The sequence below is a fragment of the Gillisia hiemivivida genome, assembly GCF_007997295.1.
Taxonomy (GTDB): domain Bacteria; phylum Bacteroidota; class Bacteroidia; order Flavobacteriales; family Flavobacteriaceae; genus Gillisia; species Gillisia hiemivivida.
In genome coordinates this window covers 1-23,554 of the sequence record NZ_VORY01000024.1, presented here as the reverse complement: position 1 = coordinate 23,554, position 23,554 = coordinate 1, and the positions used below count along the sequence as shown (strand labels likewise).

The 23,554-nt window shown below is 35.5% G+C and carries 21 protein-coding genes; 7 read left to right on the top strand and 14 right to left on the bottom strand.

Features of this window, described 5'->3' with window-relative positions:
* Positions 1-8 precede the first annotated feature (8 nt).
* Positions 9-608, top strand: coding sequence for a SprT-like domain-containing protein (locus ES724_RS14515; protein ID WP_146934183.1), 600 nt, complete (start codon positions 9-11; stop codon positions 606-608).
* Positions 609-627: 19 nt separating this feature from the next.
* Positions 628-1,716, top strand: coding sequence for a mannose-1-phosphate guanylyltransferase (locus ES724_RS14510; RefSeq protein WP_146934180.1), 1,089 nt, complete (start codon positions 628-630; stop codon positions 1,714-1,716).
* Between the two features lie 536 nt (positions 1,717-2,252).
* Here the strand turns inward: ES724_RS14510 and ES724_RS14505 are convergent.
* Together ES724_RS14505 and ES724_RS14500 are read right to left on the bottom strand one after the other, a co-directional pair.
* On the bottom strand, positions 2,253-3,017 hold the full coding sequence (locus ES724_RS14505) for an ABC transporter ATP-binding protein (RefSeq protein ID WP_146934177.1): 765 nt from the start codon (positions 3,015-3,017) through the stop codon (positions 2,253-2,255).
* A complete protein-coding gene (locus tag ES724_RS14500; protein WP_026839674.1) occupies positions 3,017-3,754 on the bottom strand; it encodes an MlaE family ABC transporter permease in 738 nt (245 codons plus the stop codon). The genes ES724_RS14505 and ES724_RS14500 overlap by 1 nt, the downstream gene beginning before the upstream one ends.
* Positions 3,755-3,875: 121 nt before the next feature.
* Here ES724_RS14500 and pafA point away from each other — a divergent pair, with 121 nt between their 5' ends.
* On the top strand, positions 3,876-5,534 hold the full coding sequence (pafA, locus tag ES724_RS14495; RefSeq protein WP_146934174.1) for an alkaline phosphatase PafA: 1,659 nt from the start codon (positions 3,876-3,878) through the stop codon (positions 5,532-5,534).
* Here pafA and ES724_RS14490 read toward each other — a convergent pair.
* The 4 genes from ES724_RS14490 to gcvP all read right to left on the bottom strand — a co-directional run bounded on the left by ES724_RS14490 (position 5,531) and on the right by gcvP (position 11,061).
* Positions 5,531-6,379: a glycosyltransferase gene (locus tag ES724_RS14490; RefSeq protein WP_146934171.1), complete on the bottom strand. Its 849-nt coding sequence runs from the start codon at positions 6,377-6,379 to the stop codon at positions 5,531-5,533. The genes pafA and ES724_RS14490 overlap by 4 nt on opposite strands.
* Positions 6,380-6,439: 60 nt before the next feature.
* Complete coding sequence (locus tag ES724_RS14485; protein WP_146934168.1) at positions 6,440-6,958, bottom strand: methyltransferase domain-containing protein; 519 nt, start codon at positions 6,956-6,958, stop codon at positions 6,440-6,442.
* A gap of 1 nt (position 6,959) precedes the next feature.
* Positions 6,960-8,018, bottom strand: a complete 1,059-nt coding sequence (locus ES724_RS14480) for a 3-oxoacyl-ACP synthase III family protein (protein WP_146934165.1) — start codon at positions 8,016-8,018, stop codon at positions 6,960-6,962.
* Positions 8,019-8,211: 193 nt separating this feature from the next.
* The gene (gene gcvP / locus ES724_RS14475; protein WP_146934163.1) at positions 8,212-11,061 is read right to left on the bottom strand and encodes an aminomethyl-transferring glycine dehydrogenase; all 2,850 of its coding nucleotides are present in this window, start codon (positions 11,059-11,061) and stop codon (positions 8,212-8,214) included.
* 121 nt (positions 11,062-11,182) lie between these two features.
* Between gcvP and ES724_RS14470 the strand changes: the two genes are divergently transcribed.
* Positions 11,183-12,007: a UbiA prenyltransferase family protein gene (locus ES724_RS14470; RefSeq protein WP_146934160.1), complete on the top strand. Its 825-nt coding sequence runs from the start codon at positions 11,183-11,185 to the stop codon at positions 12,005-12,007.
* Here ES724_RS14470 and ES724_RS14465 read toward each other — a convergent pair.
* From ES724_RS14465 to ES724_RS14445, 5 genes are all read right to left on the bottom strand, one after another.
* Complete coding sequence (locus ES724_RS14465; RefSeq protein ID WP_146934157.1) at positions 11,994-12,251, bottom strand: hypothetical protein; 258 nt, start codon at positions 12,249-12,251, stop codon at positions 11,994-11,996. The two genes, ES724_RS14470 and ES724_RS14465, sit on opposite strands and share 14 nt — an antisense overlap.
* 1 nt (position 12,252) lies before the next feature.
* Positions 12,253-12,804, bottom strand: coding sequence for a sigma-70 family RNA polymerase sigma factor (locus ES724_RS14460; RefSeq protein ID WP_146934154.1), 552 nt, complete (start codon positions 12,802-12,804; stop codon positions 12,253-12,255).
* Positions 12,805-12,895: 91 nt separating this feature from the next.
* On the bottom strand, positions 12,896-14,929 hold the full coding sequence (locus ES724_RS14455; protein WP_146934151.1) for a M3 family metallopeptidase: 2,034 nt from the start codon (positions 14,927-14,929) through the stop codon (positions 12,896-12,898).
* A gap of 228 nt (positions 14,930-15,157) precedes the next feature.
* Complete coding sequence (gene purE / locus ES724_RS14450) at positions 15,158-15,640, bottom strand: 5-(carboxyamino)imidazole ribonucleotide mutase (protein WP_146934148.1); 483 nt, start codon at positions 15,638-15,640, stop codon at positions 15,158-15,160.
* A 33-nt stretch (positions 15,641-15,673) separates the two neighbouring features.
* A complete protein-coding gene (locus tag ES724_RS14445; RefSeq protein WP_146934145.1) occupies positions 15,674-16,834 on the bottom strand; it encodes a 5-(carboxyamino)imidazole ribonucleotide synthase in 1,161 nt (386 codons plus the stop codon).
* A gap of 133 nt (positions 16,835-16,967) precedes the next feature.
* On the opposite strand from ES724_RS14445, the gene ES724_RS14440 reads away from it, so the two are divergent.
* The 3 genes from ES724_RS14440 to ES724_RS14430 all read left to right on the top strand — a co-directional run bounded on the left by ES724_RS14440 (position 16,968) and on the right by ES724_RS14430 (position 19,725).
* Entirely contained in the window at positions 16,968-18,074 is a 1,107-nt protein-coding gene (locus ES724_RS14440) for an adenylate kinase (RefSeq protein ID WP_146934236.1), read from the top strand.
* A gap of 61 nt (positions 18,075-18,135) precedes the next feature.
* Positions 18,136-19,143, top strand: coding sequence for a GTPase ObgE (obgE, locus tag ES724_RS14435; protein WP_146934143.1), 1,008 nt, complete (start codon positions 18,136-18,138; stop codon positions 19,141-19,143).
* 60 nt (positions 19,144-19,203) lie between these two features.
* Complete coding sequence (locus tag ES724_RS14430) at positions 19,204-19,725, top strand: DUF4136 domain-containing protein (protein ID WP_146934140.1); 522 nt, start codon at positions 19,204-19,206, stop codon at positions 19,723-19,725.
* Positions 19,726-20,026: 301 nt separating this feature from the next.
* Here the strand turns inward: ES724_RS14430 and ES724_RS14425 are convergent, their stop codons facing one another.
* The 3 genes from ES724_RS14425 to ES724_RS14415 form a co-directional block, all read right to left on the bottom strand.
* A complete protein-coding gene (locus tag ES724_RS14425) occupies positions 20,027-21,646 on the bottom strand; it encodes an OmpA family protein (protein ID WP_246136885.1) in 1,620 nt (539 codons plus the stop codon).
* 13 nt (positions 21,647-21,659) lie between these two features.
* A complete protein-coding gene (locus ES724_RS14420; protein WP_146934135.1) occupies positions 21,660-22,601 on the bottom strand; it encodes a PorP/SprF family type IX secretion system membrane protein in 942 nt (313 codons plus the stop codon).
* A 24-nt stretch (positions 22,602-22,625) separates the two neighbouring features.
* Positions 22,626-23,554: gliding motility-associated C-terminal domain-containing protein (locus ES724_RS14415; protein WP_146934132.1), on the bottom strand; the 929-nt coding region annotated here is incomplete at its 5' end.

Genomic DNA, 23,554 nt, shown 5'->3' with positions numbered 1-23,554 from the left:
AGGAAGAAATGAGTGATGTTCTTGAAAAATATTTGCCGAGTCATGCTGTATCTCCATTATTCAAACTTATTGAGCAAAATAACATTCATCTAAAGATTGTTAATGAAAGGGTTACTAGGCATGGAGATTACAGAAGGAAAGAAAATGGAGTTCATCAAATAACCATCAACGCCAATTTAAATAAGTTCAGATTTTTAATAACCTTAGTTCATGAAATTGCTCATCTACTAGCCTTCGATAGGTTTGGTAGAACAATTAAACCACATGGTAGGGAATGGAAATTCACCTTTCAGCAAATGATGTTGCCATTTATAAGACCTGAAATATTTCCAGTACAATTACTACCTTTAATTGCAAAACATTTCAAAAACCCGAAAGCGAGCAGTGATACCGACGCCCAATTATCTGTAGCCCTTAAAAGTTATGACCCCGAAAATGATAAAAATTATGTTTTTGAACTTCCTCTTGGAGGTGTATTTAGAATTTATAACGGTAAGGTTTTTAAAAAAGGTGCTAAGAGAAGAAAACGCTATGAGTGTGTAGAGATGGATACGGGGAGGATTTATTTATTTCAACCTAATGCCGAAGTTGAGTTAATAGCAGGCTAGATTTTAAAGAAAAGAAATAATGACAAGTTACAATCAAGATTATTATGCGGTAATTATGGCTGGTGGAGTAGGTTCCAGATTCTGGCCTTTAAGTACAGCTAAATATCCAAAGCAGTTTCACGATATGTTAGGCCTAGGTGAAACCTTATTGCAAAGCACTTTTAATAGACTTACCAGTGTAGTTCCCTATGAGAATATCCTTATTTTGAGTAATGAGGCATACAACGATATTATTAAGGAACAGCTTCCAAAAATAACTCAGGAGCAAATTATATTGGAGCCAGCAATGCTAAATACTGCGCCTTGTATCTTATTAGCGGCAATGAAGATCAAGAAAAAAAATCCAAATGCTGTAATGATTGTAGCTCCTAGTGATCATTTTATTAACGATGAAGATGCCTTTGCTGCAGATATAAATTTAGCTTTAAAAGCTGCTAGTAAAGAAGATATTCTTGTAACATTGGGAATAAAACCCACTTTCCCAAACACCGGCTACGGATACATAAAATACGAAAAAGAAGAGGGGAAAGATCTTCAGAAAGTGGAGGTTTTTACTGAAAAGCCAACATTAAGAAATGCTAAAAAGTATTTAGAAGAAGGTAATTACGTATGGAATGCCGGAATTTTTATTTGGAAAGCATCTTTTATTGCTGATTCTTTTAAAACGTATTTGCCAGAAATGTTCGATCTATTTAATGAAGGAATAGAACATCTAAACACTCCAAAAGAAGAAAAGTTTGTTAAGGAAACCTATACAGAGGCAAAAAATATTTCTATAGACTATGCAATCATGGAAAAGTCAGATTCGGTTTATATAATTCCTGCCTCCTTTAAATGGAGCGACCTGGGAACCTGGGGGTCTTTACATGAAGAATTGGCAAAGGATGAAAGTAATAATGCGGTTGTTAATGCTCAATTGATGCCTCAAGATGCATCCGGAAATATAATCTATACGCACAACGCTAAAGTGGTGATCGTAGATGGGCTGGAAGACTATATAATTGTAGACGATAAAGATGTGCTGCTAATTGTTCCTAAAGAGAAGGAACAAGGTATTAAAGAGATCAGGAATAAGGTGATGGAAAAATTTGATAAGAATCTAGGATAGAAAGGACTACTTAGGATAATCTAGGTAGCATGCCTTCAAATACTGAAACTTTTGACATGGACTTGTCCAAGACTAAAGGTCTATGAGAATATTTGATTTTTTTACTTCTGAATTAGGAGATATTCGCCAGATACAGATAGAGAGTGTACTTTAAAAGCGGTCAACAAGGATTTTTCTTTTTAAGAAATAAGTAAGGAGTTAAAAATCAACTATCCGGAAGTAGAGAATTTGACTTATGCGAACAGCATTTTCAAGCGATTTTTAATCCCTCATTGAGGGTTTAACCCGCCTGACCGGCTGGGCAGGTTCCCCGAGGCCTGCCCGAAACATTCAGGCGGGCTTGCCGCGAATTTTTAAACGTATTTTCCTCCCGAACCATCGGGACATACCTCGTGGGCTTGCCCCGAGGTTCTTGATTGTGACATGGAGTAGTAAAATAAGGAAAGCAGATAGGATTACTAAGGCAAAGAAAATTCAGCAATGGCTAACTTTGTGATAGAAATTATAGACACTTGCCGTAAAATCTCATAATTAAATTAATATCCTTTTAATTGCGCATCCCTTACTTTTTTGAAAAGATCTGAAGAGTATACGAAATCGGTCACTGTTTTGTCTTCTGTTTTAAAGATCTGGGATTTATCGCCTTTCCAAGCTAGAACACCATCCTTTAAAAACGCAATATTTTCCCCTATTTCTAGCACAGAGTTCATGTCGTGCGTTATAATTACTGTAGTTATATTATTTTCTCTGGTAAGTTCTTGAATAAGTTTATCTATAATAGTAGCTGTTGTTGGATCTAACCCTGAGTTGGGTTCATCACAAAACAAATATTTTGGTTTGTTTACAATAGCCCGCGCAATTGCTACTCGCTTTTGCATACCACCACTTATTTCAGCGGGATATTTATTTTCGTTTCCATCTAGATTCACACGTTTTAAAACTTCAGCTACTCTGGTTTTTAATTCGCGCTTTCGCTGTTTCGTGAACATTCGTAAAGGAAACATTACGTTCTCCTCCACTGTCATTGAATCAAATAAAGCACCTCCCTGAAATAACATTCCTACTTCTTTCCGCAGCTCACGTTGTTCTTCATCTGTAAAAGAAGAGTATGCTGTTCCATCATATTCTATAGTTCCTTCTTCGGGTTTAAATAAGCCGAGCATACATTTTAAAAGCACACTTTTACCCGAACCAGATTGCCCTATAACGAGGTTTGTTTTGCCAGTTTCAAAAACGTAGTCTATTCCCTTTAGAATTTCTTCGCCACCAAAACCTTTATGAAGATTCTTTATTTCGATCATTAACTAAGTAATAATTGGGTTACTATATAATTTGTAATAATAAGAACAACACTAGTCCATACGAAAGCAGTTGTACTTGCATGTCCAACTTCTAATGCTCCACCTTTCATATAGTAACCATGATATGCAGGTATCGTTGCAAGGATCATTGCAAAAATGAATGTTTTAATAAATGCGTAAACAATATGAAAACCTTCAAAACCATCCTGAAGCCCAGTAAGAAATAGGTCATTCCCTACAAAACCTCCAAATACTGCCGCTGCGTATGCTCCAATAATTCCTAAAAACATTGAAATTGCAATTACAAATGGATATGTAAGCATTGCAATGATCTTTGGAAATATAAGATAGTTCAAAGAATTTATACCCATCACTTCAAGTGCATCAATTTGCTCTGTTACCCTCATAGATCCAATACTGGAAGTTATAAAAGAGCCTACTTTACCTGCCATGATAATAGAGATAAAGGTAGGAGCAAATTCAAGAATTATAGATTGCCTTGCAGCAAAAGCTATCAAGGTCTTTGGGATCAAAGGATTGTTGAGGTTTAAAGCCGTTTGTATAGCAACAACGCCACCAATAAAAAAGGAGATAAAAGCAACTATTCCCAAGGAACCAATTATTAGCTCATCAATTTCTTTGAAAATCAATTCTTTAAGTACAGATCGTTTGGTCATTCTACCAAACACGCCTTTAATCATTAAAAAGTATTCACCAATAGAATGGACGTAGCTCATCAAGGAATTTTTGTAAAGCTAAAATACTAAAATTTAGCAGGAAACTATTTAACGTAGAATTAAAGTTTAAAAACTAATTCTTTAGTATTTTTGAAACAATTACCATCAGTTAATCTAATTTATGAAATATTCCATCACGATTCTTTTAATTTCGGTTCTCTCTTTTGCTTCTTTAGCTCAAGGAAAATTAGAAAACTCAATTAATCCCGATAAACCAAAATTGGTGGTTGGGGTTGTTGTAGACCAGATGAGGTATGACTATCTAACTAGGTTTTGGAATAAATATGGGGACGACGGATTTAAGAGATTAGTTGCTGAGGGTTTCAACCTTAAAAATAATCATTTTAATTACATACCAACATATACTGCTCCAGGGCATGCTTCAGTTTTTACAGGAACTACTCCGCAAAATCATGGAATTATCAGTAATAGCTGGTATAGTAAATTTGAGGAAAAATATATTTATTGTGTTACAGATGAAAGTGTACAGCCACTAGGAACAGTTGCTTCCGCAGGGAAAATGTCTCCTCATAGATTATTGGCTACAACTATTGCAGATGAAAACAGATTGTTTACTCAAATGCGAGGGAAAACAATTGGGATCGCCCTAAAAGATAGAGGAGCAATATTGCCAGCGGGTCATACAGCCAATGCTGCTTATTGGTTTCATGGACAAGAAGAGGGAAAATGGATAAGCAGTACTTTTTATATGGAGGATCTACCAAAATGGGTTAAGAATTTCAATATTTCTGGAACGGCACTTTCTTATATGAAGCCTTGGGACGCGATCCAAGATTTAGACACGTATTTGGAAAGCGGCATAGATGAGAACCTTTTCGAAGCTGGATTTAATGGAAAGGAAACGGCTACTTTTCCATACGATTTACAAGCTCTTGGAAAAGAAAACGGGAATTACGACCTTTTGAAAGCAACGCCTTATGGGAATTCCTTAACTACAGATTTTGCAATCGCTGCCATTAAAGGTGAGGAATTAGGTAAAGATGAATATACAGATTTTCTAACGGTAAGTTTTTCCAGTACAGATTATGTAGGCCATAATTTTGGAGTAAATTCCAAAGAAATAGAAGACACTTACCTAAGATTAGATCTCGATTTGGCAAGACTGCTTTCAGAATTAGATAAAAATGTTGGAAAAGGAAACTATACCTTATTTCTTACTTCGGATCACGGCGGGGTAGATGTGCCAACTTATTTAACTTCAGTTAAGATTCCTTCAGGATATTTTGATGATGTTAAATTTGAAGAGGATTTGAATAAGTTTATAGGTGAAAAGTATAGCAAAGGAGGAATCATAGAATCTGTTTCAAATTATCAGGTTTTCTTTAATTACAGTACTTTGGCTCAAACAAACATCGATAGAATATCCCTGGAACAAAGCATTGCTCATTTCATTTTACAATATCCTAAAGTAAATAAGGTGTTTACTAGAACTCAGTTAGAAAGTGGAAGTTTTACTGCTGGAACTGCAGCCTTGGTTCAAAATGGATACAATCAGAAACGCAGTGGAGATGTAGTTTTTGTGTTAGATCCTGCGGTGATTTCTTATACTGCCACAACCGGCTCTACACACGGAAGTGGCTTTTCTTACGACACTCACGCGCCTTTAATTTTCTTTGGAAAAGGAATAAAACATGGGAGCACGGCAGCAAGATCTGAAGTAGTAGACATTGCTCCAACGATCTCTGTGCTATTGGGAATTTCATTTCCAAATTCGTCAACAGGAGATCCTTTAGAAGAGGTTTTAGAGAAAAAGAATTAAATTATTTTTTCCAATATTTTTTTCCATCTAAGGTTTCTTGCGAAACGACCTTGTTCTTGAGATAAGAGAAATGGCAGTCTTTGTTTTGAAGCTTTAAAATAACCACTAATATAATCTTGAAATAGGCTGAAGTCTTTTTTTCTAAAAGCTAGCTTCGCAGATGCGATTAAGGTAATTAACAAACCATATCTAAGTTTGTAAAAAGCCTCACCTTGTTTATACTTAGATTCTTTATTATAGATGCTTCCTGTAGGTTTAAGATGTTTTACCAAAAGACTTTGATTTGTCTTTATTTCCCATCCATGAAATTGAGCTAAGAGCTCATCTGCAGTATCCCATCCCATGGCAGGTTTTAATCCCCCAATATCCTTAAAACAAGCTTTACGATAAGCCTTAAGTGCTCCTCTTATATGGTCTTTATTGGTTAGATTTTCTAAAACCCAATTTTTATCTTTTTGAATACTGCAAAATCCTCCTGCAATTCCAACTTCTGAAGAATTTTTAAAAAGATCAACTACTGTTTCCAGATAGTTATTAGGGAAAATAAGGTCAGCATCAAATTTACATAAGATATCATAATCGTCATCGAGTGTTTTAAGTCCTTGATTAAATGCTTTGACCACTTTGCTTCCCGGAAGGTGAGCTTCCGCTGAGGTAATAGAAACCAATGAGATAAAAGGATATTTAAGGCTAAATTCTGAAACTATATTGGGCGTGGCATCATTAGATTGATCATCTACAACCACTATTTTTTCTGGTGCGTAGGTCTGGTTTACTAAAGACTCTAATGTAGAACCGATATATTCAGCTTCATTATGCGCAGGTATTACAATGTAGATCTTCAAAATATAGCAGAATCAATTTAGTAGAATTGAAGGTGAGGATAAATTTTCAGAAAATAAAATTTATCGCTCTGCATATACAGCGTAATATCTCGGAGTAATGGTTCTAAGTAGTGGTCTAATTCCAATTTTTTGTACAGGATTCGTCCATTTAGTTCTTTTCTTGATATTCCATCCAGCTTTTTCCAAGAGCCAGTCGAATTGCCAATCTTCAAATTCATGATAATGGCGATCTCGCATATCGGTCTTGCTTCTGTAGGCATCGGCAAACCAAAGTTTTAAAGGTACTGTGGCGACAAGTTTATTTGTTTTAAGATCTTTCAATAAATTGAACGGAGATAATAAATGTTCAAATATTTCAAAAGCAGTTACTAAATCATATTCATTTTCATGATCGACTTGTGGATGAAGATCTAGATCTTCTCCAGTAGTATTAGTAACCTCATACTTTTGAGATTTCATGATAGCAGAAAATGGATTTTCTACACCCAGATCTAAAACCTTTGCAGGAGCTGGGACAGCATTTTCAAGAAATTCTAATGTTTTTTTAAATCGTTTATTCGGAAATGTATTTTCGTACATTCTAGTATTGGTAGACAAGTGCATTAATATTCATTCCTGCTCCAACGCTTGCAAGGATGATAACGTCTCCTTTCTTTAGCTCTTGATTTGGAATGTTTCCTGTAATTACCAAGTCTAAAAGAGTGGGAACGGTTGCTACGCTACTATTTCCAAGCTCATGAATACTCATTGGCATCACATTCTCTGGAGCTTTCATTTTATATTGCTTGTAAAAACGGGCTATAATAGCTTCATCCATTTTTTCATTAGCCTGATGTAAAAACACTTTTTTTACATCTTCAATAGATTTTCCGCTTTCTTCCAAACAAGCTTTCATGGCTTCAGGTACGTGTGTTAAAGCAAATTCGTAGATCTTTCTACCATTCATTTTAATATATCTCGTGTCAACTTCTTCTTCATTTCTATTAGATTTTCCGAAGTAGATATGATGCGCATCTTGATATGCATAGGTAGCAGAACTATGAGCAAGGATTCCACCTGGTTCTTCTGAAGCTTCAAAGATAGCAGCTCCAGAACCATCAGAAAAAATCATAGAATCTCTGTCGTTATTATCTACAACTCTAGAAAGTGCTTCAGCTCCAATAACCAAGCACTTCTTGGCCATCCCACTTTTAATGAAAGCTTGAGCTTGAATTACGCCTTCTATCCAGCCTGGGCAACCAAAAAGCACATCGTAACCAACGCATTTTGGATTTTTTATTCTGAGATTATGTTTTACTCTGGTGGCAAGACTAGGTACAGTATCGCTCTGGACACTTCCAAATCTAACATCCCCATAGTTATGAGCGACGATCAAATAGTCTAATGTTTCGGGATCTATACCGGCATTTTCTATAGCTTTTTGAGCCGCTACAGTTGCCATATCTGAAGTGCTTAGGTCATCTTCAAGATACCTTCTTTCTTCAATTCCGGTAATCGCTTTAAATTTTTCAATAGTTACCTCATTAGTATGAGGAAAACCTGATCCATCTAGATTGAAAAATTCATGTTTCAAAAAGTCTGAATTCTTTCTCTTTAAGTTCGGAATAAAACTTCCTAAACCTGTCATCTTTATGCTCATTGAAACCGAGTGTTTTTTAATTATATCAACTAAAATACTAAAAGCAATTTAAGAAAACCTTAAGGAATTACATAATTTGCTGCATTTTATGGTTTTAGTAAATTTTGCGCCTTTAATTATTAAATCGATAATTATAACGCATTAAAATAAAAATAGCCCAAAGTTTAAATTTAAACTTTGGGCTCAAAAATATTTATGCTTCCATATATTCTTCAATAGGAGCACAGGTACATATAAGATTTCTATCTCCATATGCATCATCTACTCTGCGAACTGTAGGCCAAAATTTATTATCTGCAACATACTCCAATGGGAATGCTGCTTGTTCTCTAGAATATGGGAAATCCCAAGTATCTGCGGTAAGCATTGCCATTGTATGTGGTGCGTTCTTTAGGATATTTACTTCATCTTCTGTAGAAGAATCGCTAATTTCTTTACGAATAGAGATCAACGCATCGCAAAATCTATCTAATTCTGCTTTGCTTTCACTTTCTGTAGGTTCAATCATTAAGGTTCCTGCAACAGGAAAAGAAACCGTTGGTGCATGGAAACCATAATCAATTAATCTTTTAGCAATATCTACTACTTCAATTCCATTGTTTTTGAAAGGTCTACAATCCACGATCATCTCGTGAGCCGCGCGGCCTCTTTCTCCAGAATATAAAGTTTGATAATGATCTTTTAAACGTGCCTTGATATAGTTAGCATTTAAAATGGCATACTCTGTAGCTTTCTGAAGTCCTTTTCCTCCAAGCATTTTGATATAACCATAGGAGATAAGACATGCTAATGCAGATCCCCAAGGAGCTGAAGAAATAGCGGTAATCGCTTGTTCTCCACCAGTTTTTATCACAGGATTACCCGGTAAAAAAGGAAGTAATTGTTTTGCAACGCATATTGGTCCCACTCCTGGGCCACCACCACCATGTGGAATTGCAAATGTTTTATGAAGGTTCAAATGGCATACATCTGCTCCAATTGCACCAGGATTGGTTAATCCAACCTGTGCATTCATATTTGCACCATCCATATAAACTTGACCTCCGTTATCATGGATCAATTGGGTGATCTCCTTAATAGCCGACTCAAAAACTCCGTGAGTAGATGGATAGGTTACCATTAAAGCAGCTAAATTATCTTTATGTTTTAATGCTTTCTCTTTAAGATCCTCTAGATCTATATTTCCTTCTTTAGTAGACTTGGTTACAACTACTTTCATGCCCGCCATCACTGCAGAAGCAGGATTGGTACCATGTGCAGAAGAAGGGATCAAGCAAATATTTCGTTTTGAATCTCCACGAGATTCATGATAAGCACGAATAACCATTAATCCTGCATATTCTCCTTGAGCTCCAGAATTTGGTTGTAAGGAAGTACCTGCAAAACCTGTAATTTCAGTTAATTGGTCTTCTAATCTTTTTAAAACTATTTGATATCCTTCAGCCTGATCTATAGGTGCGAAAGGATGAATATTTCCCCACTGCGGATTGCTTAAAGGAAGCATTTCTGAAGCTGCATTCAACTTCATTGTGCAAGAACCCAATGCGATCATGGAGTGGTTAAGAGAAAGATCTTTTCGCTCCAATTTCTTGATGTAACGCATCAATTCGGTTTCAGAATGGTAAGAATTAAAAACTTCATTCGTTAAAAATTCTGTTTTTCTATTTACTTCTGAAGTGATAGAAGTCCCATCAACTAACTCTTCGATCTTATCGAATGCTTTATTGGCAATTTCAGCAAAAACGGAAATTATTCTATTGAGATCTTTAATGGTGGTTGTTTCGTTTAATGCGATTACCACTGTTTCTGAATCTGGATAATAGAAATTGATCTTATTATTTTCAGCTAAAACTTTAATAGCTTTAGCATCTGCTTTAATTTGAATTGTGTCAAAGTAAGCATCGTTAAGTTGTTTAAAACCTAAATTTTCTAATTGCTTGTGTAGCGTATATGCTGAAGCATGAACAGTATTTGCTATATATTCCAATCCTTTTGGACCATGATACACAGCATACATTCCTGCCATCACAGCAAGTAATACTTGTGCAGTACAAATATTAGAAGTCGCTTTATCACGTTTAATATGTTGCTCTCTGGTTTGTAATGCCATTCTTAAGGCACGATTACCATTAAGATCTTTGGTTACACCAATTATTCTTCCAGGGATACTTCTTTTATATTCTTCTCTTGTGGCAAAATATGCAGCATGAGGTCCACCATAACCTAATGGGATTCCAAAACGCTGTGTGGTTCCAACAACTACATCTACTCCAAAATGACCTGGAGATTCTAATTTAATTAAACTTAAAATATCTGCAGCAACCACTACTTTAATCCCTGCATCTTTGCATTTGGCAACATAGCTAGAATAGTCAAATACTTGTCCAGATTTTCCTGGGTACTGTAATAATGCTCCGAAAAATTTTGAAGAAAAATCGAATTTTGAATGATCTCCAATAACCAATTCGATCCCTAAAGGAATAGCTCTGGTTTTTAGTAAGGAGATAGATTGTGGCAATACTTCTTCTGAAACGAAGAATTTTATAACCTTATCTTTTTTCTGATCTTTTTCTCTTACAGCAAATAACAATGCCATTGCTTCTGCAGCAGCAGTAGATTCATCTAAAAGAGAGGCATTTGCCAATTCCATTCCTGTTAGATCTGCGATCATAGTCTGGAAATTCAATAAGGCTTCTAATCTTCCTTGAGCAATTTCTGCTTGATAAGGAGTATAGGCAGTATACCATCCTGGATTTTCCAAAACGTTACGCTGTATCACTGCTGGCATAATGGCTTGGTGATATCCTAAACCAATATAAGATTTGAATACTTTATTTTTTGCAGCCAGTTCTCCAATATGTTCCGCATATTCGTTTTCGCTCAAAGCTTTATCCAGCTTTAAAGGAGATTTTAAACGAATATCATCTGGAATTGTTTCGTAGATAAGCTGGTCTAAAGAGGAGGCGCCAACGGTGGAAAGCATTTCTGAAAGCTCACTTTCCTTGGGACCGATATGTCTAAGTGCAAAAGAATCTGTTCTCATCAAAATTTAGTTGTGTTTTGTGCTGCAAAATTACATATTTTAAACGTAAATTTTTACAATTTAGCTACTTAGACTTGTTAAGATTTTATAACCTATTTTTGATGCGAAAAGCAGGCGATAAATGAACTTGAAATCTATACTCAATTTTTATATTAGTAGTAGTATTCATGTGGCTTTGGCGGTAGTGAGTCTAGTTATTATAACGATGCTTAATTTTGAGATCTCATTAGATTTTAACTTGTGTTTATTCATATTCTTTGGTGCCATTACGGGTTACAATATTGTAAAGTATGTAGGAATTGCCGGATTGCATCATTTAAGTTTGACTAAAAACCTTAGGCTCATCCAAGTTTTCTCATTCTTTATCTTCCTAGCCTTACTATATATATTGTTTCAATTATCGTGGGATGTTATTGTTTTTTCTGCTGTAATGGGATTATTTACCTTGCTTTATATTCTTCCATTTTTTGGAGGCGGAAGAAATTTAAGAGCCTTAGCCGGGGTAAAGATTTATGTAATAGCATTTGTTTGGAGTGGCGTGACAGTTTTGTTGCCCTTAATTGGGAAAATTGAACTGCTGCAATGGGATGTGCTTCTTGAATTTACTCAAAGATTTCTCTTCGTTTTTGCATTAACTCTTCCTTTTGAAATTAGAGATCTTAAGTTCGATATGGCTAATTTGAGAACAGTGGCGCAGATTTTTGGGGTTCGTAATTCTAAAATTATTGGAGTTCTAACTTTATTAACTATTCTTCTTCTGGAGTTTATAAAAGTAGAGTCCGATATAAGAAGCGTGATTTCGTTAATCCTAATTAGTGCCCTTCTGAGTAATCTAATAATTAATTCCAGAATAAGACAAACTAAATATTATTCTTCACTTTGGGTGGAGGGAGTGCCCATTTTGTGGTGTTTGTTGCTTTTAGGAATGCATCTTATATATCCGTAAGCTCTTTTTTAATTCCCTCTTGCCATACTTTTTTCTCATCTTCTGTACAGGTTTTAATATCAGATTGTTCTATCAATTCTGTAAGACGATTATTATTTGAAGAGTATTTTCTACATCTCTTGCAAAAGACAAGATGCAATAGCATTTTTAATTTTTCGGGACCAGAAGCTTCATTGTATTGCTTTTTATCACAGCAATAAGCAGCTTCGGAGCAATCTATTAAAAGTGTTTTTTTGTAATTCATATTAAAACCAGTTTTTTTCTAAACATTGAGCTAAGGTTGTTCGTGCTCTATGTATTATAACCCAGAGATTAGACGGGGTAATGTTAAACTCATTACAAATAGCTTCAGTATCAAAACCATCTATAGTTTTCATTTTAAAAATCTTAGCCTGTTTTTCGGTTAATTGCTCCATACATTCTAAGATGGCAGTTCCTAATTCTTCGTTCTCTATTAAATCCTCAGCCGTCTTATCAAATCTGTCAGGGGCATTTTCTTCTAACCAATCTCCTTCATTAGAATCATCGTTATATTGAATTTTGATCTCGGCCTTTCCTTTCTTAGAATTGTTTTTCCTATAATGATCTATAATCTTTCTTTTTAAAATAGAGATCAACCAAGTACGTTCGGTAGCCTCGCCTTTAAAATTTTTCATAGATTTTAAGCCTGCCAAAAAAGTTTCAGAAATAAGATCATGAGCTACCTCCCGATCATTCACTCTAACAATCGTGAAATTGAAGAGATAATCGGAGTATTTATCTACCCATTTATTTGGATCTATTTTGTTTTCGGACATAGGAAAATAGCATAATTTCTTCAAAATTAAGAAAAGTTTGACACCAAACTATTAATTGAAAGATAAGATATATCTAGGTTAATATAGATTTTTATTGCTTTTCTAATAATCCAGCCCTTTTAAGCAAAGCGTCTGGTTGCGGTTCTTTTCCTCTAAAACGTTTGTACAAGGTCATTGGTTCTTCTGTTCCTCCTAATGAAAGTACAGTTTCTTGAAACTTTTTGGCTACTTCTGGATCAAATATCCCTTTTTCTTTAAAATACTCAAAGGCATCGGCATCTAGTACTTCTGCCCATTTGTAGGAATAATATCCAGATGAATATCCTCCTTGAAAAATATGAGAGAATGAAGTGCTCATACAGTTTTCTTTCACATCTGGATAAAGCTTTGTCGGAGCAAATGCTCCATCTTCATGTTCCTTTATACTAGTGATTTCTGAAGGATCCACTGCATGGTAGCTCATGTCTAACATTCCAAAGCTTATTTGACGTAAAGTTGCCATTCCTTCATGGAAATTGGAGGCTTTCTTGATTTTATCTATTAATTCCTGCGGAATAATTTCTCCAGTTTCATAATGTTTGGCAAAAAGTTGAAGCGCTTCCGGTTCGTAACACCAATTCTCAAGCACCTGGCTAGGTAGTTCTACAAAATCCCAGTAAACGCTTGTTCCAGAAAGACTAGGATATGTGGTGTTAGCTAACATTCCATGTAATGCATGCCCAAATTCGTGGAAAAGGGTAGTCACCTCATTAAAGGTTAATAAGGAAGGTGTTTTTTTAGTTGGCTTGGTGAAATTGCAAACTATAGAAATATGAGGTCTGCTATTTTTGTCATCTATTATTTCTTGAGATTTATAAACAGTCATCCAGGCACCATCCCTTTTTCCTGCTCTTGGATGGAAGTCGGCATAGAATAACGCAACCTCTTTTCCTTCACTATCGGTAACTTGGTATGTCTTTACATCTTCGTGATAGACGTCTATGTTTTTTACTTCAGTAAAAGTTAAGTTGTAGAGTTTTTTAGCAACCGTAAACACTCCGTCAATCACATTATTAAGCTGAAAATATGGCTTTAATATTTCGTCATCCAGATCGAATAATTTCTGTTTCAATTTTTCCTGAAAATACGCAGCATCCCATTTTTGAAGCTGATCTATTCCTTCCAGATCTTTAGCAAAACTTTCAAGTTTGGTGAATTCTTTTTTCGCGGCTGGTCTAGCTTTTTCCAATAGCTCCTGTAAAAACGTATTCACAGTTTCTGGGTTTTTTGCCATTCGTTCTTCTAAAACGAAGTCTGCATGAGATTTATATCCTAATAATTTTGCGCGTTCAAATCTAAGTTTAACGATTTGAAGCACATTATCCTGGTTATCCAACTCATCATTGTGAAAGCCTTTTGCACCAAACGCAAGAGCCATTGTTTTCCGAAGCTCTCTATTTTTTGCATATTTCATAAAAGGGATGTAGCTAGGATATTCCAAAGTGAAGATCCAGCCGTCCTTATTTTTCGAGTTTGAAACTTCGCTCGCGGATTCTTTAACATGATCTGGGAGGCCATCAAGATCAGCTTCATTGGTTATATGAAGTTCGAACTTATTGGCTTCGGCTAGTACATTTTCTCCAAATTTAAGGCTGAGAGAAGATAGCTTCTTATCAATTTCTCTCAATTTAGTTTTGTCTTCCAAATTCAGATTTGCTCCGTTTCTGGAAAAAGCCTTATATTTTTTATCAAGCAACATCATTTGCTCACCATTTAAACCTAAGCTTTCCTTTTTGTTAAAAACTGCTTTTACTCTTCCAAAAAGTTTTTCATCTAGAATAATATCATTTTTGAATTCTGTAAGAAGAGGTGAGACTTCCTGAGCGATCTTTTGAATCTCATCATTGGTTTCGGCCGAATTCAGATTAAAAAAGATACTTGTAATCCTATCCAATTTCTTACCTGAAAACTCCAATGTCTCAACTGTATTCTTAAAAGTAGGAGTAGAAGTGGAATCTGAAATTTCTTTTATTTCACTTTTAGCTAATTCTATAGCCTCTAATATAGCCGGTTTGAAATGTTCGGTCTTTAATTTAGAAAATGGTGCAAAATCGAAATCTTGAAGAAGTGGATTATAAGTATTCATTATGTAAATTCTTTATTAAAATAGTAAGCGATTGTACTATTATGATTATTTTGTAAGGTATTTGCATTATTAAAAAAAACATGTAACTTACAAGCTTGAAATTTATGTTTTTAATTTATATAGTAAGTAGTCTTTGTAGTTTAGAATAATATATTTAGAATGGTTAATAAATGATAATTTTAACGAAAAAGCACTACAGAAAAAGCCACATTTATTGTGGCTTTTTTGCTATTTAATAGTTTTTGCTCCTTCTATCACTTTTTGTTTTAAACCTTCTTTATAGATCAATATTTTATCTAGCATGCATTTGTCGGAGCTGCCTAAAATTTGGGCGGCAAGGATTCCTGCATTTTTTGCACCATTTAGTGCCACTGTTGCTACAGGAACCCCTGCTGGCATTTGTAGTATAGATAAAACTGAATCCCATCCATCTATGGAGTTACTCGATTTTACCGGTACACCAATAACCGGAAGCGGTGATAATGAAGCGACCATTCCTGGTAAATGCGCTGCACCACCTGCACCTGCTATAATTACTTTTATCCCGCGAGTGTGTGCAGATTTGCTGAATTCAAATAATTTCTCTGGGGTTCGATGTGCAGAGACTATATCTACTTCCACCTCTATATCGAAACCTTTTAAAATGTCTATGGCTTCTTGCATTACAGGCATGTCACTAGTGCTTCCCATAATTACTGCTACTTTACTCATTAGTTATGTTTTAATAGTGTCAATCTATGATATTTAGTTTTTGCTAATTACTTTTAAGGTCTTTTTAACCTCTTCGGCAATAGTTCTAGCTTTCTCAATGTCTTTGTTTACAATGGTAACATGACCCATTTTTCTAAAAGGCCGAGTTTCTTTTTTACCATAAATATGCGGAGTTACTCCCGATATTTTGAGAATTTGCTCCATATTTTTATAAATTGGAGGGCCCGTATAATTTTCTTCCCCAGATAAATTTACCATTATTCCTGCAACTTTGCTTTCTGTATTTCCTAATGGCAGATCCAATATTGCTCTTAAATGTTGCTCGAACTGGTTTGTGTAACTAGCTTCAATACTATAATGACCGCTATTATGTGGTCTAGGTGCAACTTCATTTACAACTAATTCATCATCTTGAGTTAAGAACATTTCAACAGCTAATAAACCAACATGTTCAAATGCATCAGACACCTTTTCTGCTAGCTGTCTGGCTTTTACTGAAATTGATTCTTCTATTCTTGCAGGGCATATTACATATTCTACCTGATTAGCAACTGGGTGAAATTCCATTTCTACAACAGGGTAGGAGATTACTTCGCCTGAAGGATTACGAGCTACAATAACCGCCAACTCGTTTTTAAACGGAATTAATTTTTCAGCCAAACATTTTCCTTCAGGGATTTGATCGAGATCCTCTTGGGACTTTACAATCATTACACCTTTTCCATCATAACCGCCGGTAGCACTTTTCCAAACAAATGGCAATGAAACTCGGTTTTCATCAAAAGCTTTTAGTAATTCTAGCCTGGAATTAAAGGCCGAAAAAGCAGCAGTTGCAATATCATTATCTATATAAAATTGTTTTTGAACAACCTTGTCGCTTATTTTCGCTAAAGTACCGGAAGAAGGAAACACTTTAACACCTTCCTTTTCTAGTTGCTTTAAAGCTTCAATATTAACCGACTCTATCTCGAAAGTTACTAGGTCTGCTTTTCTGCCAAAATCAAGAACAGCATCATAATCCATTAAGTCTCCTTGGATAAAAATATTGGCTGAAATTTTGCAAGGCGCCTCTTCGCTTGGATCCATCACAATGGTTTGGATATCAAGTTTTCTGGTTTCATATAGAAGCATTTTCCCGAGTTGTCCACCACCTAAAATACCCAACTTAAAATCTGAAGAAAAATAATTGATCATAGTGATTGCAATGTTTAGGCAAAAATAATTTTTTAAGATGGAATAGTCCAAAGATTGTAACACAAATGCATTTATTTATTAAGGGGTTAGGATGATAAGAATCCCTATCTTTGCTGCTTTAAATTTTATAATAGTGATCCAGTTACACGATCTTAAGTTCGAGCCTTTTATTTCTGAAGGAAAAATTACCACTGCAATAGATGCAATGGCTCTAAAAATCAACCAAGATTTTGAGGGAAAAATGCCAGTTTTTTTGGCTGTTTTAAATGGAGCTTTTATGGTTGCTTCAGAAATCATTAAGCGTTTTGAAGGAGATTGTGAGGTTGCATTTGTGAAGCTAGAGTCCTATAAGGGTACAGAAACTACAGGAAATGTAGAAACCTTGGTTGGATTAAATCTCTCGTTAGAAAACAGACATGTTATAATAATTGAAGATATCGTCGATACAGGGATCACTTTGGCGGCCATTTATAAGATCATGGAAAAGGAAAACGTTGCAGATGTTCGCATTGCATCTTTGTTCTTTAAGCCAGAAGCATATCAGAAAAATTTCAAAATAAATTATATAGGATTAGAAATCCCCAACGATTTTATTGTGGGATACGGATTAGATTATGATGGTCTTGGCCGAAATCTAACTCAAGTCTATAAACTTAAAAAAGAGAACATGACAAATTTGGTTTTATTTGGACCTCCGGGTGCAGGGAAAGGAACCCAAGCAAACTTTTTAAAGGAAAAGTATAATTTAATACATATCTCAACTGGAGATGTGTTTAGATATAATATTAAAAATGAAACAGAGCTTGGACTTCACGCTAAATCCTTTATGGATAAAGGGCAGTTAGTTCCAGATGATGTTACCATTAAAATGTTGGGTGCAGAAGTGGATAAAAATACGGATGCTAACGGATTTATTTTTGATGGTTTTCCAAGAACTGTTGCCCAAGCAGAAGCTCTTGCAGAGTTAATGAAGGAGAAGAATACGGAAGTCTCGGCAATGATCGCTTTAGAGGTAGATGATGAGGTTCTAGTGGAACGCTTATTAGAAAGAGGAAAAACTTCTGGGCGAAAGGATGATGCAGATGAAACTATTATAAGAAATAGAATTCATATCTATTATGAAGAAACTGCTATTCTAAAACAATTTTATCTTAAAGAAGATAAATATTTTGGAGTAGATGGAGTAGGATCTATTTCAGAAATCACAGAAAGAATTAGTAAAGTAATTGATTCTTTATAAATAAAATCACAGTTAAGAATTACTACAACCGATTGTAAGATCGCAAAAAAAATAGAAGATAATGACAGAAGGGAATTTTGTAGATTACGTAAAGATCCATGTTGCTTCCGGAAAAGGAGGGCAAGGATCTGCACATTTACGTCGGGAAAAATATATTACAAAAGGTGGACCAGACGGTGGTGATGGTGGTCGTGGAGGACATATTATACTAAAAGGTAATAAGAACCTTTGGACACTTTTTCATCTTAAATTTAAAAGGCATGCACGGGCAGAGCATGGATCTCACGGATCTAAGCAGCGAAGTTCTGGTGCAGATGGAGCAGATCAATATATAGAAGTTCCATTGGGGACTGTTGTTAGAGATACAGAGACAGAAGAGATCTTATTCGAGATCACCGATGATGAGGAAGAGCGTATTGTAGCGCAGGGTGGTAAAGGAGGTTTAGGTAACTGGAACTTTAAATCTTCCACTAATCAAACTCCAAGATATGCACAGCCTGGAATAGATGGACAGGAAGTAGATGTTACTTTGGAATTGAAAATTTTGGCAGATGTAGGATTGGTTGGTTTTCCAAATGCAGGAAAATCTACTTTATTATCTGTAATTACTGCTGCGAAACCAAAAATCGCCGATTACGAATTTACTACTCTAAAGCCAAATCTGGGAATTGTAGATTATAGAGAGTTTAAAACTTTTGTGGTTGCTGATATTCCTGGAATTATTGAAGGTGCTGCGGAAGGTAAAGGAATTGGACATAGATTTTTACGACATATAGAACGTAACTCTACCTTGTTATTTTTAGTTCCTGCAGATGCGCCAGATATTGTCAAACAATATGAGATCCTTTTGGATGAGCTTAGAAGATATAATCCTGAAATGCTGGATAAGGATCGTCTAATTGCCATTTCTAAAAGTGATATGTTAGATGAAGAATTGAAAGCCGAATTGAAAGTGATTTTAGATAAAGACCTCAAGGCACCTTATCTATTTATTTCATCGGTAGCACAGCAAGGTTTAATGGAACTCAAGGATAAACTTTGGGAAATGCTGAATACCGAAGCTTCTTAAATTTTTTATCGAAACTTCTCATGGGATGATTTTTGCTTAACTTTAAGTAAAAAACATCCCATGAAAAATTTTAAATATCTTCTTTTAGTACTTATAGTCACTTCTTGTAATGCTCCCAGAGCAACCTATGACTATGATCAGAACATGGAATTTAATTACATTACTACCTATCAAATCTATCCAGATCTAAAATCCAATCTAAGTCAGTTAGACGAACAGCGAATGTTGACTGTGCTAGATTCAGAGATGAATAAAATCGGATTTTCTTCTTCAGAATCTCCAGATGTCTATTTGAATTTTTATTCAACTTCTTATGAAGAACCCAGCAGAAATAATATTGGGATCGGAGTAGGAGGTACTGGCAGAAATGTTGGAGTAGGTGTTTCTGGGGGAATTCCATTAGGAGGTTCTAATACCTATTTAAGAGTAACCTTCGATCTTATAAATGTGAAAACCGATTCTTTAATCTGGCAGGCGATTTTAGAATCTCCATTTGATAGGAATGGCTCTCCGGTGGAGCGAGAAAATCAACTAAGAGTAATGGTGCAAAAGGCATTAAAAGGGTATCCACCTAATAAATAAAACCTACTAAAATATTTAAAATCAGGAATGTCCAGTTAAAGACTTATGACCGTTTCGCTGCAAGGAACAAGAGTTGAGACTTGATATCAACTAACTGAAAAACCCTATAAATTTCAACAATATTTTATCGACAACTTATTTAAACAATAATATTTCGATCGCAGGTTCAAAAACAAAAAGTATGAGCTGAACTATTGTAAATATTGTTCTAATAAAAAATCTGAAAAGTTTTAATCAAATTTAATAAAATAAAAAAGCCCCAATTTCTTGGGGCTTTTTCTTGGTTAGTTAGTTACAACTTTTAGTTCATGATCGTGAACTCACTACGTCTGTTCTTAGCATATTGCGCATTAGTACATCCGGTTGGTTTAGTACAATCATTTAATGGCATAGATTCACCGTAACCTTTAGAGGTTAAACGATCTCTTTCAATACCATGACTTACTAAGTATTCTAAAGTAGAAGCAGCACGTCTTTCAGAAAGAGCCATGTTATAGCTATCTGTTCCTCTAGCATCTGCATGAGACCCTACTTCAATATTTAATGTTGGGTATTTCGTCATTATGCTAACAACTTTATCTAAAGTAACTTCAGATTCTTTCTTGATGGTAGCTCTATCAAAGTCGAAGTAAATGTTTCCAACATCTTTTAATTGTTGTCTTCCAGTTTCAGTATTGGTTTCTCTTTCGTCAATTTCAACAACTGGAGGCGTATAATCCTCTCTTAAGAAATTGTAAAGATTATCTGTACCTCTTCTGTTAGATGCAAACCATCCTGTGTCTTCTCCTTCTTTTACAACGTATGCAAAATCATCGAATCCACTGTTGATGGTAGCCCCTAAGTTCTTAGTCTCAGAAAAATCATCTTCAGACTTGTAGATATCTAAGTTACCAAAACCTTGATGTCCGTCTGAAGAGAAATAAAGTACACCTTCTTCACTAATAAAAGGAAACTGTTCTCTATGAGCAGTGTTCACTCCAGCTCCTAAATTTTGTGGAGTTCCAAAAGATCCATCTTCGTTAACATCTACCATGTAGATATCGAAAGATCCATTAGTTCCAGGCATATCACTTGCAAAATATAACTTCTTGCCATCTGCACTTAAGCTTGGGTGCTCTACAGAATAAGAATCGCTAGAGAAAGGCAGCACTTCAATATTTGACCATTTTCCATCTACCATTTTTGCACGGTAAAGGCTAATATGAGCAATTTTATCGTCTTCTACTTTTACTCTCTTATCGTTGGTTCTGTCAAAATACATTGTCATTCCGTCTTTGCTAAAAGTAGCAGAGCTTTCGTGAGAGTCTGTATTGATGTCTCCAGGGAAAAGTACAATCTCGCTTAATTGACCTTCATCATCTGTTTTAGCAGTGTACAAATCTAGTGTTGGTTTTTTGTTCCAAGGATACAAAGGACGTTCTGCATTTCTTGTAGAAGCAAAAGTTACTTTATCATCTCCATAAAAAGTGATTCCAAAATCTGCAGAAGCAGCATTGTTCATCACTTGGTTAGAAGTAAATACATGAGATACTGTAGTGTCTAGTTCTTTTCTGAATTTCTCAAAGTCATATTGACTTCCGTAGAATTCCGAAAAATACTTATCTGCCTCCTTATAGTTACCTACTGCCATAGAAGCATGAGCAAATCTGAATTTGTATTTAGGAGCAACTGCTTCACCAAACTTAAGGAACAAGTTCTTGTATACCTCAGATGCATTTTGCATTTGGTTGGTATAAAAGTACGAGTCTGCAAGATTTTGAAGAACTTCTTGATCTTTGTTATTTACATTCTCATATGCATCAGTAGCATCCATAAATGCTCGCTGGGCAAAAAATCTATCGGCCTTTTTGATCTCAGAACTTTGGGAAAACCCTGAGAAACTAATAACCGCTATTAATATAAAACTGTATAATTTTTTCATGTTGTTTCTGGTTTTAGAAGAATCTAGGTGATTTATCATATCCTTTAGACAATCCGAATAGGTCTAGATCGAATAGCACAAGGAATTCGTGGGTTCCGTCGTTGTAGTCTCCAAGGTTTGAAGTTGTTCTGTCGTATGCATACCCAACTTTAATTTGAGGAGTAACAGCGAAGTTCACAAGACCAGTGATAGCATCACCGAATCTGTACCCTAACCCAGCTTCTAATCTATTAAACATTAATACGTTTGCGGTAATATCTACAGATAAAGGAGCACCTTGTACACCTCTAGCCATAAATGCCGGCTTTAGTTTGAAGTCTTCATTGATATCGAAAACATATCCACCAGTTACAAAATAGTGAATGTTTTCTTCTCCAAGAGTTATTAAACCTTGTTCGTTTTCTAAATGCTTAGAAGTAAGAAGGTTTGGTGCAGAAAGACCAACATAGTATTTCTCTCCAAAAAAGTAAGCTCCCACTCCAACTACGGGAAACACTTCGTTAATGTTCTCGCGAAAAGCTGGATCATCTAATTGGTTCAGGATTAATCCTGATACGTTGGCATCAAAAGTGGTTAAACCACCTTTAATACCTAAGGACAATTTATTGGTTTCGTTTAAAGGTAACACGTATGCAAAATCTGCAGTAATGTTATTTTCCTTTACCCAGTCACCAATTTCATCGTGCACTATAGAGATACCAAGTTCTACTCGCTCACTCACTGGAGTGTGGGCAAAGAAATTGGCGGTGCTTGGAGCACCGTCAATTCCTACCCATTGAGATCTATATATACCACCCATTTTTAACATTCCCGGATCATCGGTAGCGTAAGCAGGGTTTAATACACTCATGTTATACATGTATTGAGTGTATAGGGGGTCTTGCTGAGACATTCCTTCAAATGAGATAAGGATAATGCCTGTGAAAATTAAGAATTTTGTTATATGATTTTTCATTTCTTTCTAATGTTTATCCTTTAGTTATATACTTAAGTATAATTTTCCTTGTACCGGAGTTGTTTGTCCGTCGTTGTAATTCAGGATATAGAAGTATACACCTACTGGTAAAACGTCATTTCCTAATGTCCCTGACTGATTTGAAATACCATCCCAATCTGGAGTACTCGCGTTTCCTTTGAATACAGCATTACCCCATCTATTGAAAATTTCAATAGAGTAATTAGGGAAGGTTTCAGCGATATCTGGTATCACAAATCTGTCGTTGATACCATCACCATTTGGAGAGAATCCTTCTGGGATTCCACAGAATTCAACTTTCGCAACAACCGCAAGTCTCTCTGAACTTTCACAACCTGTAGTTCCATTTACAGAAGCACCATAATAAGTAACTCCATTTTGAAGAGCAGTTGTAGCTGAAATAGCTGAACCGCCTGTAGATGAAGTATATATTAAAATTCCAGAACCAGTAAAGTTATTTACTAAATCTTGAACCGTAGGATTATCACTTCTGCAGAATTCACCACCATCCATTGTAAGTGCTGGAGCTGAAGGATCTGTGATAGTAACTGCAATAACTGTAGCTTCAGAAGCACAAATTCCTGTATCATTAGTAGATACTGCGTAGTAATTCATCCCGCTTACTAATCCAGTAGTAGCATCAACAGTAGTAGTTAAGTTGGCATCGCTATAGATAACAACATTATCTCCAGCAACTATAATATCTCCAGCCGTTGGACTATCGATAAGACAGAAAGATTGGTTTGCATCTGCTGTTGGAGCATCAAGGTCAGTCACATTAATTGTGAATGTTCCTGAAGCATTACCATCGATACAAGGATTATTATCACCATTAACATTATAAGTAATTGTGAACATACCTGCACCAGCTATTGCTGGATCAAATATTCCATTGCTAACTCCTGTTCCAGTGAATGTTCCGTTAAGAGAAG